At 65.9% G+C, this 12,061-nt stretch carries 17 protein-coding genes and 1 pseudogene; 8 read left to right on the top strand and 10 right to left on the bottom strand.

Translation table 11 applies throughout. The features are described from left to right. From Q0D45_RS00655 to ureG, 8 genes are all read left to right on the top strand, one after another. Positions 1-634, top strand: a 634-nt coding sequence (locus Q0D45_RS00655; RefSeq protein ID WP_293387244.1) for a succinate dehydrogenase iron-sulfur subunit, incomplete at its 5' end; no start/stop codon positions are given. A 150-nt stretch (positions 635-784) separates the two neighbouring features. Then, entirely contained in the window at positions 785-1,060 is a 276-nt protein-coding gene (locus Q0D45_RS00650) for a hypothetical protein (RefSeq protein ID WP_293387242.1), read from the top strand. A 22-nt stretch (positions 1,061-1,082) separates the two neighbouring features. Next, positions 1,083-1,436, top strand: a complete 354-nt coding sequence (locus tag Q0D45_RS00645; RefSeq protein WP_366946296.1) for a YkgJ family cysteine cluster protein — start codon at positions 1,083-1,085, stop codon at positions 1,434-1,436. Positions 1,437-1,489: 53 nt separating this feature from the next. After that, complete coding sequence (locus tag Q0D45_RS00640) at positions 1,490-1,723, top strand: succinate dehydrogenase assembly factor 2 (RefSeq protein WP_293387238.1); 234 nt, start codon at positions 1,490-1,492, stop codon at positions 1,721-1,723. Then, positions 1,692-2,183, top strand: a complete 492-nt coding sequence (locus Q0D45_RS00635; RefSeq protein WP_293387236.1) for a protein YgfX — start codon at positions 1,692-1,694, stop codon at positions 2,181-2,183. The genes Q0D45_RS00640 and Q0D45_RS00635 overlap by 32 nt, the downstream gene beginning before the upstream one ends. Beyond that, positions 2,180-3,079 (top strand): AlkA N-terminal domain-containing protein, encoded by a 900-nt coding sequence (locus Q0D45_RS00630; RefSeq protein WP_293387234.1) that lies wholly within the window; start codon positions 2,180-2,182, stop codon positions 3,077-3,079. The genes Q0D45_RS00635 and Q0D45_RS00630 overlap by 4 nt, the downstream gene beginning before the upstream one ends. Beyond that, positions 3,076-3,582 (top strand): methylated-DNA--[protein]-cysteine S-methyltransferase, encoded by a 507-nt coding sequence (locus Q0D45_RS00625; RefSeq protein WP_293387232.1) that lies wholly within the window; start codon positions 3,076-3,078, stop codon positions 3,580-3,582. Before Q0D45_RS00630 ends, Q0D45_RS00625 begins: the two co-directional genes overlap by 4 nt. A 103-nt stretch (positions 3,583-3,685) precedes the next feature. Beyond that, positions 3,686-4,309 carry an urease accessory protein UreG gene (gene ureG / locus Q0D45_RS00620; RefSeq protein ID WP_293387230.1) on the top strand — a complete coding sequence of 208 codons (624 nt, stop codon included), beginning with the start codon at positions 3,686-3,688 and terminating at the stop codon, positions 4,307-4,309. 80 nt (positions 4,310-4,389) lie between these two features. Here ureG and Q0D45_RS00615 read toward each other — a convergent pair whose 3' ends face one another. The 10 genes and pseudogenes from Q0D45_RS00615 to Q0D45_RS00570 form a co-directional block, all read right to left on the bottom strand. After that, positions 4,390-5,649: a patatin-like phospholipase family protein gene (locus Q0D45_RS00615; protein WP_293387228.1), complete on the bottom strand. Its 1,260-nt coding sequence runs from the start codon at positions 5,647-5,649 to the stop codon at positions 4,390-4,392. Between the two features lie 105 nt (positions 5,650-5,754). After that, on the bottom strand, positions 5,755-6,444 hold the full coding sequence (locus Q0D45_RS00610; RefSeq protein WP_293387226.1) for an urease accessory protein UreF: 690 nt from the start codon (positions 6,442-6,444) through the stop codon (positions 5,755-5,757). A 5-nt stretch (positions 6,445-6,449) separates the two neighbouring features. After that, a complete protein-coding gene (gene ureE, locus Q0D45_RS00605) occupies positions 6,450-6,911 on the bottom strand; it encodes an urease accessory protein UreE (RefSeq protein WP_293387224.1) in 462 nt (153 codons plus the stop codon). A 22-nt stretch (positions 6,912-6,933) separates the two neighbouring features. Then, positions 6,934-8,634 (bottom strand): urease subunit alpha, encoded by a 1,701-nt coding sequence (gene ureC, locus Q0D45_RS00600; RefSeq protein ID WP_293387222.1) that lies wholly within the window; start codon positions 8,632-8,634, stop codon positions 6,934-6,936. Continuing rightward, entirely contained in the window at positions 8,631-8,939 is a 309-nt protein-coding gene (locus Q0D45_RS00595) for an urease subunit beta (protein ID WP_293387220.1), read from the bottom strand. The genes ureC and Q0D45_RS00595 overlap by 4 nt, the downstream gene beginning before the upstream one ends. Before the next feature lie 10 nt (positions 8,940-8,949). Next, a complete protein-coding gene (gene ureA, locus Q0D45_RS00590; protein WP_293387218.1) occupies positions 8,950-9,252 on the bottom strand; it encodes an urease subunit gamma in 303 nt (100 codons plus the stop codon). A 16-nt stretch (positions 9,253-9,268) separates the two neighbouring features. After that, positions 9,269-10,108, bottom strand: coding sequence for an urease accessory protein UreD (locus Q0D45_RS00585; protein WP_293387216.1), 840 nt, complete (start codon positions 10,106-10,108; stop codon positions 9,269-9,271). Between the two features lie 120 nt (positions 10,109-10,228). After that, positions 10,229-10,936 (bottom strand): urea ABC transporter ATP-binding subunit UrtE, encoded by a 708-nt coding sequence (gene urtE, locus Q0D45_RS00580; protein WP_366946295.1) that lies wholly within the window; start codon positions 10,934-10,936, stop codon positions 10,229-10,231. Between the two features lie 22 nt (positions 10,937-10,958). Then, positions 10,959-11,792: an urea ABC transporter ATP-binding protein UrtD gene (urtD, locus tag Q0D45_RS00575; RefSeq protein ID WP_293387212.1), complete on the bottom strand. Its 834-nt coding sequence runs from the start codon at positions 11,790-11,792 to the stop codon at positions 10,959-10,961. Continuing rightward, positions 11,789-12,061 (bottom strand): annotated as a pseudogene (locus Q0D45_RS00570) (urea ABC transporter permease subunit UrtC); the annotation flags it as partial. The gene urtD and the pseudogene Q0D45_RS00570, both read right to left, overlap by 4 nt.

Genomic DNA, 12,061 nt, shown 5'->3' with positions numbered 1-12,061 from the left:
GATCGACATGGACAAGTGCGGCCCGATGGTTCTCGACGCGCTGATCAAGATCAAGAGCGAGATGGACGCCAGCCTGACCTTCCGTCGCAGCTGCCGCGAAGGCATCTGCGGCTCCTGCGCGATGAACATCGACGGCACCAATACCCTGGCCTGCACCAAGGCCTGCGACGAGGTGAAGGGCGAGGTCAAGATCTACCCGCTGCCGCATATGCCGGTGATCAAGGATCTGATTCCGGACCTGACCCATTTCTACGCCCAGTACGCGTCCGTCGAGCCCTGGCTGAAGACCGACACGCCAGCGCCGACCCGCGAACGCCTGCAGAGCGAAGAAGACCGCGCCAAGCTCGACGGCCTCTACGAGTGCATCCTCTGCGCCTGCTGCTCGACCAGCTGCCCGAGCTACTGGTGGAACGGCGACCGCTACCTCGGCCCGGCCGTGCTGATGGCCGCCTACCGCTGGCTGGTCGACTCCCGCGACGAAGCCACCGGTGAACGTCTGGACCAGCTCGAAGATCCGTTCAAGCTGTATCGCTGCCATACGATCATGAACTGCGCGAAGACCTGCCCGAAGGGTCTGAACCCGGCGCTGGCGATTGCCGAGACCAAGAAGATGCTGGTGGAACGTCGTGGGTGAGAATCCGCGCTTTGCGAGCACTGCTCGCAGCGGATTCGAACGCCCGGCAGCTTCATCGCCGGGCCGGGGAAGCAGAAGGGCGCTCTTCTAACCTGTAACACCTTGATCAGAGGCGGCCTTCGGGCCGCCTTTGTTTTTTGGAGGACAGAGATGGAAGCCCTGATCGAATACGGATTGCTCCTGCTTGGCTACATGCTGATTCTCGTCGGCCTTGCGATGACGATTGTCGGCTTCGTTCGCAAGCACCGGCGATGGCGCCTGGTCGGACTCGGTCTCGTCTTCTTTGGAGTGCTGCTGCTCGTGCGTCAAGCGAAGACAGCCTTCTGGGGTATCGACGGTTGCTTGGATTCTGGTGGTCGATGGGACGCAGCCTTACAGCGCTGCGAATACTCCGCGAGTGATCTATCGTCATCTCGGCTGCAGTGAAGCGGGAGACATCGACATGAGTCTGAGCCACGACGATCGCGTCATCGATGCGCTGCGCAAGCAGATTCCGTCGTTCGCCTGCGTCCCCGGCTGCCATGACTGCTGTGGCCCGGTCACCGCGTCGTCTACCGAGATGGCACGGCTGCCGCGCAAGAGCACGGCGGCGCGCGATGCAGCGCTCGCCGAACTGAGTTGTCCGCATCTCGGCCCGCAGGGCTGCACCGTGTACGGCGAGCGGCCGCTGATCTGCCGCCTGTTCGGCACCACGCCGCGGCTGCCGTGTCCGAATGGTGCGCGGCCTGAGGTGATGATCGATCCGAAGGTCGAGCAGCAGATTCACTGGTTTGCGCGCCGCACGCGGCAGGTGCTCGTGTAGCGGTCGCACCATCAGGCGATAATCCGCCACCCTCTTTCGAACCCTTCCCATCCATGAGCGATCTCGCCCGACTCCGCTTTCTGTGCCGCCGCGGCATGAAGGAACTCGATGTGCTGTTCGGCGGCTATCTCGCCCGCCATTACGAAACTGCCAGCCCCGACGATCAGTGGGTGTTCCTGCGCCTGCTCGAATGCGAAGACCCGGATCTCTGGGCCTGGATCATCGGCCAGACCCCGCCTCCTGCCCAATACCTCCATGTCATCGAACAGCTTCAACGCAACGATTGATCTGCGCCCGCGCGCCAGCCTGCGCGGTCTGCAGGGGCTGGTGATCGTCCACGTCGTCGCGGCAGCGCTGGTCTTTGCCGCGCAGCCGCCGGACAGCTCCGGCCTGCTGCTGTCCGGACTGCTGATGCTGTCCTGGTTCAGCCTGCGTCGGCACAGCTTGCTCGGTTTCGGGCCGAAGGCGCTGACCCGGCTGACCTGGCATGCGGCGGACCACACAGGCAGCGCCAAGTGGACCGTCGAGAACGGCAACGGCGCGTCCTTCGAGGCGACGCTGTTGCCATCGAGCATCGTCAAGAGCCAGCTGATGCTGCTGAACTTCCAGCTTGCCGACGGGGTGCGCCGCAGCCGCGCGCTGTTCGGTGACGAGGCTGATCCGGAACTGTTGCGCCGGCTGAGTGCGCGTCTGCTGTCCGGCGAAGCCCTGACCAAGCCGACGACCAAGCCGAAGACCGGAGAGTGAGCGGCGACACGCTGCGGCTGACGCTGGCCTACCAGCCACCGCTGGCCTGGGAGGCGCTGCTCGGCTTCCTCGGTGGCCGTGGTGCAGCCGGTGTCGAAGCGGTGGTCGACGGCCGTTATCTGCGCACCGTTAGCCTGGCGGGCGCGCGCGGCTGGCTCGCGGTATCGGCAACAAAAAGGGCCGATCAGCTGGCTGTCGAGCTGTCGCCATCGCTGGAGCCGGTGCTGCCGCTGTTGACCGCGAAGCTGCGCCAGCTGCTCGATCTCGAAGCTGATCCGATCGCCATTGCCGCCGTGCTGGCCAAGGATGCGCGACTCGCGCCGGTGATCAAGGCAACGCCCGGCCTGCGGGTGCCCGGCGGCTTCGACGGCTTCGAGCTGGTGCTGCGCGCGATCGTCGGCCAGCAGGTCACCGTCAAGGCGGCGACCACCTTGTTCAGCCGCTTCGCTGCCGCGTTCGGCGAACCGGTGGTGACGCCATTCGCCGAGCTGAAATTCTTCAGCCCGCGCGCCGCGCTGATCGCCGCCGCAGAAGTTCAGACCTTGATCAATCTCGGCCTGACCCAGCGCCGCGCGACCAGCATCCACGCCGTCGCCAAGGCCTATGTCGCCGGCGAGCTGGTGCTCGAGCCGGGCTGCGATCACGTCGTCGAGCTGGAACGTTTCCGCGCGATTCCCGGTATCGGCCACTGGACATCGAACTACGTCGCGATGCGCGCGCTCCGCGATGCCGATGCCTTTCCGACTGGCGATCTGGCGCTGTGCAACGCTCTCGGCGGCATCAAGCCGAAAGCCGCCGATGCCGCCGCCGAAGCCTGGCGGCCGTATCGCGCCTACGCCGCGCTGTACCTGTGGCGCTTGCTGCGCATGGGCACCAACACCGAGGCCGGCGGATGAAGCAGATCGAGCCAGCGACGCTAACAACGATCTACTGCCTCACGCCGAGCCCGATCGGCGAGCTGCTGCTGATCGGCAATGGCAGGGCACTGCAGGCGCTGTACATGGAGCCGCACGATCGCTGGCTCGGCCAGCGGCCGGATTGGCGTCGGGACGAGGCGCCATTCAAGGCGGTGATCGCGCAACTGCACGAGTATTTCGAGCGCAAGCGAACCGTGTTTGATCTGCCACTGGCGCCAGTCGGCACCGCGTTTCAGCAGCGGGTCTGGACGGCGTTGCTGGAGATCCCCTTCGGCGTCACCACCCGCTACGGCGAGCTGGCAACGAGGCTGGGCGATGCCAAGGCTTCGCGCGCGGTCGGCCTCGCCAACGGCCGCAATCCGATCTCGATCATCGTGCCCTGCCATCGCGTGATCGGCGCCAACGGCAACCTCACCGGTTACGGCGGCGGCCTGGAACGCAAGGAATGGCTGCTGAGCCATGAAGGCGCGCTGCTGCTTTGAGCGGGACGAACGCGGGGGCAATACGTCATCCGCCCCTGCGCAGCACGGCCACCGTGGTATGACCATTGCTGCACGCTGCAACAGACCTCAGGACGAAACAACGATGACGACGCGAACCGAAGCATTGCGGCTGGGCGTGGGCGGACCGGTGGGCTCCGGCAAGACCGCGCTGGTCGACAGCCTGTGCAAGCGTATGCGCGCCGACTACAACATCGCCGTGGTCACCAACGACATCTACACCCGCGAGGATCAGGAATTCCTGATCCGCAGCGCGGCCCTCGCGCCGGAGCGCATCCGCGGTGTCGAGACCGGCGGCTGTCCGCACACGGCGATCCGCGAAGATGCCTCGATGAACCTCGCCGCGATCGACGAACTGAACCGGGACTTCGCCGATCTCGATCTGATCATCGTCGAGAGCGGCGGCGACAACCTCGCCGCGACCTTCAGCCCCGAATTGTCCGACCTGACGCTGTACGTGATCGACGTCGCCGCCGGCGACAAGATTCCGCGCAAGGGCGGGCCGGGCATCACCAAGTCCGATCTGCTGATCATCAACAAGATCGACCTGGCGCCGTATGTCGGCGCCTCGCTCGAAGTGATGGATCGTGACGCCAGGAAGATGCGCGGCGAGCGGCCGTTCGTGTTCACCAATCTGAAGACGGGCGTGGGGCTGGACGAAGTGATCGCGTTCATCGTGCGGCAGGGGATGCTGGTAGCAACCGCCTGACGTAGGGCGGGAAAGCCGAAGGCGCATCCCGCCAAATTCGGTGCCGCCCGGGTGGCGGGATGCGCCTCGGCTTTCCCGCCCTACGGAGTTTCTTCTCGACTGCTGGCTGCGGCCGGCTGACGCAGAAACGCTTCGATCTCGTCGATCCGTGACGAAGCATCCTGGTAGCCGATGCGGATCAGCTCGCGGGTGTACTCGGCGTCGAACAGCAGGTAGCTGGTCAGATCGGCGCTGCGTGCGTCCGGCGTGCCGAGCGCGTCGAGCAGGTAGCGCACGGTGGCCGGAATCCGGTGCTTCAGCGCGTTGGCGATCACCGCCAGGTCTTCCGACGGCGAGATTGCCAGCGGCTCGACGACCTTGATCGGTTCGCGCATCTTGCCGTTGACGAACTCGCGGCTGGCCTCGGGCATCGCCGCGATCAGCTCGTTCATCCGGCACAGATGATCGAGATCGGCGTCGAGGTGATCGAGGAACACCGCGTTCATGAACACGCCGCAGATCTGCGACAGCGGCGGCCGGCGCAGGGTCATCGCATCGTCTGCGCCAGCCGGTGCCAGTTCGGCGCGGGTCAGGTTGTCGGCGGCAGCGGAGCAGCGGATGCCGATCGCCAGCAGCCGATTGGCGCCGAGGCGGATCGCCGGGCTCATCGGCGTGGTCAGGCGCAGCGCGCCATCACCGAACCAGGCGGTGACGCCGTCGATCGCCACCGGCGCCGGCGGGAACACGATCGGAATCGAGGCCGAGGCACAGACATGCTCGATGCCGATCTTCGTCGCCAGCGCCACACGACGGCTTTTCAGCCACAGCGGATGACCCTTGCGGCCTTCGATGAAGGTGTAGGACTTGCCGGAGTGATAGCCGGTGGCGGTCACCGCCAGGGCATACAGCCGGCCGGCATCGATGGCCCGGCCGACGCCGCCGATCGGCAGATGCTCTTTCAGGAACGCCGGCAACGGCGAGGTATCGAGCAGCGACGCGACCCGGCCGGCGCCGAAGTTCGCACCGGTCACCACATCGAGCCCGAGCTTCCAGCCATTGCGCAGCAGTGCTCGGAGATCGGTGCGATAGACCTGCTCGGCGCGCAGCGTCGACCACAGCTTGGCCAGGCGACGTGTGGCGTCGTGGAAGTCCTCGCTGCCGCCGGCGATCAAGCTGCCATTGATCGCGCCGGCCGAAGCGCCGGTGACGATCGGGAACGGCGAAGGCCCGCCACGCAAGGCCGGAATCTCGCCGATCCGTTTCAGCACGCCGGCCTGATAGGCGCCGCGCGAACCGCCGGCCGTCAGCACCAGGCCGGTCTTGCGGCCGAAGCGCCAGGCGGCGTCGATGTGGCCGCTCACGCTGGGTGCCTGCTGCGTTCCGGTGTCGTCATGCTCATTGGCGGCTCTCCTCGCTTGTTTCCACGGCTGAGCAAAACGGGTGCCAGCGCCAGAATCGGAAGCGGCTTACGAGCGGAACAGCCGCGAATACTGGGATTCGTGGCGAGCACTGGCGATGCCCTGCATCGGGCTGGCGATGCCGATGTCGTCGTCATCGATGGTCGCTGCGGTTTCGACGATCTCCGGAATCCGCTCGATCAACTGGCCGAGCAGGCGCTGGCCGGCGCTCTGGCCGAGCGGCACCAGCTTGATCGCCGCCAGCACCTGGTTCTCGCACCAGCTCCACAGATAGCCGGTGGCGGCGTCCGGCGCGCAGATGTCCCAGCGCACGGCGGCCAGCGCGAACAGCGCGGCGTGGCTGGCATCGACGTTGCCGATCCAGGGCTTGGCCTCCTCGATGCCATGCTCGATCAGCACTCGCGCGAGTGCTGAACCGAGATGCCGGTCTTCGGCGCGCAGCTCGGCGGTTTCACGGCAGGCGATCAGCCGCGCGCTGAGCCGCAGCGCCCACGGCGGGCGCTTGTCGGTCCAGGCCGCGTGCAGGCGCAGCAGCATCGGCAGATCGAGCGTGCCGACCGACTGCGCGGCCAGGCCGGCGATCCAGTCGCCAGCGCTTGCTTCATCGACGACCAGCCGCCGTTCGACCGCGTCCTCCAGCCCCTGCGAGAAATGGAAGCTGCCGATCGGCAGCGCCGGGCTGGTCAGATTCAGCAAGCGCAGCAGCGCTGTGCCGCCGGCGACACCGTGACCGTACATGCCGTTCAGCCGTGTCCGTGCCCGTGAGAATGACCGTGCCCGTGGCCGCCATACGCGCCGCCTTCCGGCTCGAACGGCGCTTCCTCGACGGTGACCGTGAAACCCTGGCCGCGCAGCATTTCATCGAGCACGTGATCGTGGCGGAAGCGCAGCCAGCCGGCGCCGATCTGCACCGGCACATGGCGGTTGCCGAGGTGATAGCTGGCGCGCGCCAGCCGCCAGGGATCGTCGCAGGTGACCGTCGACACCACCTCGGCCATCGCGACGATTTCGACCACGCGGCCGTCGTCGGTGATCAGATGATCGCCGCCACGCAGCACCAGGCCGCGTTCGAGGCGCAAGCCCACTTCTTCGCCGGTCGACAGCTTCGCCAGCTGGCGGCTGCGGGTGCGCAGATCGAACGGCAGTTCGATCTTGATGGTGGCGGCGTGGGCGCCGTCGCCGAGGCGTTTGGTGATCGTGAGCATCAGTTATCGCTGAGTACGGCGTTCAAAACAGGAAATACCGCTGCGCCAGCGGCAACACCGCCGCCGGCTCGCAATGCAGGCGCACGCCATCGGCGCGCACCTCGTAGGTCTGGGCGTCGACTTCGATCTTCGGCATGTAGTCGTTGAGGATCAGATCGCGCTTGCGGATCGCGCGGGTGTTCTTGCAGGCGACCAGGCGCTTGCCCAGGCCCAGCTTGTCGCCCAGCCCGGCATCGAGCCCGGCCTGCGACACGAAGCTCACCGAGGTCTCGGCGATCGCGCGGCCGAAGGCGCCGAACATCGGCCGGTAGTGCACCGGCTGCGGGGTTGGAATGGACGCATTCGGATCGCCCATCGGCGCGGCGACGATCATGCCGCCCTTGATGATCATCGACGGCTTGGCGCCGAAGAACGCCGGCCGCCACAGCACCAGATCGGCGAGCTTGCCGACCTCGATCGAGCCGACTTCACGGGCCACGCCATGGGTGATCGCCGGGTTGATCGTGTACTTGGCGACATAGCGGCGGACGCGGAAATTGTCGTGACGATCCGGGTCGGTGCCGAGCGGGCCGCGCTGGGTTTTCATCTTGTGCGCGGTCTGCCAGGTGCGAGTGATGACTTCGCCGATGCGGCCCATCGCCTGGCTGTCCGACGAGATCATCGAGAACGCGCCGAGGTCGTGCAGGATGTCCTCGGCGGCGATGGTCTCCCGGCGGATGCGCGACTCGGCGAACGCCACGTCTTCCGGAATGCCCGGATCGAGGTGGTGGCAGACCATCAGCATGTCGAGATGTTCGTCGACCGTGTTCACTGTGTATGGCCGCGTCGGATTGGTCGACGAAGGCAGCACATTGGCTTCGCCACAGGCGCGGATGATGTCCGGCGCGTGGCCGCCGCCAGCGCCTTCGGTGTGATAGGTGTGAATAGCGCGGCCCTTGAACGCGGCGAGCGTGGCTTCGACGAAGCCGGATTCGTTCAAGGTGTCGGTATGGATCGCCACCTGCACGTCGTACTTTTCGGCGACGTTCAGGCAATTGTCGATCGCCTTCGGCGTGGTGCCCCAGTCCTCGTGCAGCTTCAGGCCCATGGCGCCGGCTTCGAGTTGTTCCTCGAGCGCGCCGGGTAGCGAAGCATTGCCCTTGCCGAGAAAGCCGAAGTTGATCGGCAAGCCTTCCACCGCCTGCAGCATCCGCGCGAGATGCCAGGGGCCGGGCGTGCAGGTGGTGGCATTGGTGCCGGTCGCAGGGCCGGTGCCGCCGCCGATCATGGTCGTGGTGCCGGACATCATCGCGTCCTCCACCTGCTGCGGGCAGATGAAGTGAATGTGCGAGTCGATCGCGCCAGCCGTGATGATCTGGCCTTCGCCGGCGATGATCTCGGTGCCCGGGCCGATGACGATGTCGACACCCGGCTGCACGTCCGGATTGCCGGCCTTGCCGATGCCGCTGATGCGCCCGGCCTTGATGCCGATATCGGCCTTGACGATGCCCCAGTGATCGACGATCACGACGTTGGTGATCACCGTGTCGGCAGTGAACGCACTGAGCCTTTGACTCTGGCCCATGCCGTCACGAATCACCTTGCCGCCGCCGAAGCTGACTTCGTCGCCGTAGATCGTGTGATCGCGCTCGATCTCGATGATCAGCGCGGTATCGGCCAGACGCAGACGATCGCCGGTGGTCGGGCCGTAGAGGCTGGCGTAGTCGGCTCTGCTGATCTTCATAGCGCTCCCTCCACCTTGCCCTGAAAGCCATGAACGATGCGATCGCCGGCATAGGCGACCAGTTCGATATTGCGTTCCTGGCCCGGCTCGAAGCGCACCGCGGTGCCGGCCGGAATGTTCAGCCGGAAGCCGCGAGCGGCGGCGCGATCGAAATGCAGCGAGTCGTTGGTCTCGAAGAAGTGATAGTGCGAGCCGACCTGGATCGGCCGGTCGCCGACGTTGGCGACTCTCAGGCTTAAGGTCTCGCGGCCGGCATTGAGTTCGATGTCGGGCCCATCGAACGGCAGCAGTTCACCAGGAATCATCGCGGCCTCCTCAGGGAATGGGGTTGTGGACGGTGACCAGCTTGGTGCCGTCCGGGAAGGTCGCTTCCACCTGCACGTCCGGAATCATTTCGGCGATGCCGTCCATGACGTCGTCACGGCTCAGCAGGGTGGTGCCGTAGCTCATCAGCTCGGCGACCGACTTGCCGTCGCGCGCGCCTTCGAGGATCGCCGCCGAGATATAGGCGATCGCTTCCGGGTAGTTCAGTTTCACGCCGCGCGCCTTGCGCCGTTCGGCGACCAGGCCGGCGGTGAAGATCAGCAGCTTGTCCTTCTCGCGGGGACTCAGTTCCATCGTTCCTCTCGGTTGTTCAGGTGGCCCAGATGCGCGGCAGCACCGCTTCGCGCTGCATCAGCCGGGGCCGCAGGGTTCGCCACAGATGCATCAAGCTTCGCATCGCCGCATCGGTCTGTCGCGCCAGCACGCGGCCGATCAGCACGCCATCGACGAGGCTGATGCCGAGAGTCACGTCATCATGACGGGCGACCGACTCGCGCGCCGCATCGACGTCCGCCGAGCTTGCCGGACAGGCGACGAAGGTGCCGAGCACCGGCAGATCGGCCAGACCCCAGGCAGCCTTGAACGCCGGGCCGCCGCCGGCCAGCCGCAGGCGATCGATCAGCAGCGGACGATCGTTCCGCCACAGCTCCAGGCTCTGGTGACTGATGCCGCTGTCGAAGCGTTCGCCGCGCGTGGCCAGGCCATAGGCACCGAGATCCCAGCCGATGTAACGCGAGGCGGCATCGAGCCGGATCACCGTCTGCTGGCGGACGACGGCGCCCGGGTAGTAGATGGTTTCCTGCGGCAGCCATTCGAGCGCTGCGGCGTTGAGACGGATGTCGATCTTCTGCCGCGCTTCAGGCCCGGCGCTGCGATAGAACTTGCCGGCGGCCGGCGTCGTCAGCAGCGCGTGGGCGCCGGCGCCGGCGTTGAAGCGCAGGTCCAGGCGATCACCGCCGACCACACCACCCGGCGGATGGACGACATAGACATTGCAGACCGGCCCGTCCGGATAGAACGGCCGCTGCACTCGCAGCGGCCCGAGGTGATGGCGGCGGGCGAGGGTGGTTCGCGCCGCACCGCCAACGAAGCCCAGCTCGAGTTCGGCTTGCCAGCCACGGGGCGATGCCTCTGATAGCGCGGCGTTCATCGCAAACAGCAGGGCGGGAAAGCGGTGGTATCGCGCATCCCGCCGTTCGCGAATGGCGGGATGCGCCGCATGAAGACGCGGCTTTCCCGCCCTGCGATTTCTGCGTTCATGACCCGATGATCACACGGTCAAATGCTGCTTCACCATCTCATCGGTCAGCTCGCCGATCGCGCCCTTGGCCACGGCGCGGCCTTTGTCGAGAATCACGAAATCGCTGGCGACTCTGCGCGCGAACGGCAGCTTCTGTTCGACCAGCAATACCGTCAGGCCCAGATCCTTGTTCAGCCGCAGGATCAGATCGCCGATGTCGGCGACGATGTTCGGCTGAATGCCTTCGCAGGGTTCGTCGAGGATCAGCAGCTTCGGTTCCAGGGTCAGCGCGCGGCCGATCGCCAGCTGTTGCTGCTGACCGCCGGACAAGTCACCGCCGCGGCGCTGGCTCATCTGCTTCAAGACCGGAAACAGGCTGTGCACGTAGTCGGTCAGTTCCTTCTTCTTCGCGGTCTTCAGGCCACGGGCTTCGAGACCGACTCTGAGATTCTCCTCGACGGTCAGCTGCGAAAAGATCTCCCGGCCTTGCGGCACATAGCCGATGCCCATGCCGGCGCGCTTGTCGGCGGCGACGCCGCGCAGCTCCTTGCCGCCGTCGTAGCTGATGCTGCCGGAGGCGGTCGGAATCAGACCCATCAGGCATTTCAGCATCGTCGTCTTGCCCATGCCGTTGCGGCCCATCAGGCACATGCGCGAGCCGCGCGGCACGTCGACATCGAGATCCCACAAGGTGTGGCTGCCACCGTAGAACTGGTTCAGGCCGCTGATCTTCACCATCGAATCGCTCATCGGTCTGTTCTCACTCACCTAGATACACGCGCTTGACCTGCGGATCGTTCTGCACCTCGTCCATCGTGCCCTCGGCGAGCACATGGCCTTCGTGCAGCACCGTGACCTTGCGGGCGATGGAGCGGACGAAGTTCATGTCGTGCTCGACCACCACCACCGAATGCTTGCCGGCGAGGCTGACCAGCAGCTCGGCGGTGCGCTCGGTTTCCTGGGGCGTCATGCCGGCCACCGGTTCGTCGACCAGCAGCACCAGCGGGTCCTGCATCAGCAGCATGCCGATCTCCAGCCACTGCTTCTGGCCATGCGACAGGGCGCCAGCCTTGCCGTAGCGATGATCCTTGAGGCCGATGATGCCGAGCACTTCATCGATGCGTTCGCGCTGCGCGGCATTGAGCTTGGCGAACAGGATCTTCCACACCGACTTGTCGCAGGCCATCGCCAGTTCGAGGTTCTCGAACACGCTGTGCTCGGGAAACACGGTGGGCTTCTGGAACTTGCGGCCGATGCCGGCCTGGGCGATTTCCGGTTCGCTCATGCCGAGCAGATCGATGGTCTGGCCGAACCAGACCGAGCCGGTATCGGGCTGAGTCTTGCCGGTGATGACGTCCATCATCGTCGTCTTGCCGGCGCCGTTCGGGCCGATGACGCAGCGCAGTTCGCCGGTCTCGATGTACAGGCTGAGATCGTTGAGCGCCTTGAAGCCGTCGAAGCTCTTGGTCACGCCTTCGACGTACAGGATGATGTTGTGGCTCAGATCCGGGCTCGGCGCATTGGTGCTGCGACGCTTGCCGGTGGGCTTGGTGCGCAGGCCGATCGGGCCGGTGGTGGCAGGCGAGGTACTCATGCGGTTTTCACCTTGCGTGCTGGGATGAGGCCGACAACACCCTTCGGCAGGAACAAGGTCGCGCCGACGAACAGCGCCCCGAGCGCATACAGCCAGATCTCCGGGAACGCGGCGGTGAACCAGGTCTTCGCGTAGTTGACGAGCACGGCACCGGCGACTGCGCCGTACAGCGTGCCACGCCCGCCGACGGCGACCCAGATCACCACTTCGATCGAGTTGATCGGCGCGAACTCGCCCGGGTTGATGATGCCGACCTGCGGTACATACAG

This window comes from Nevskia sp. (assembly GCF_023266035.1).
Lineage (GTDB): Bacteria > Pseudomonadota > Gammaproteobacteria > Nevskiales > Nevskiaceae > Nevskia.
The sequence above is the reverse complement of the archived record's forward strand: the minus strand, read 5'-3'. Positions and strand labels throughout refer to the sequence as shown.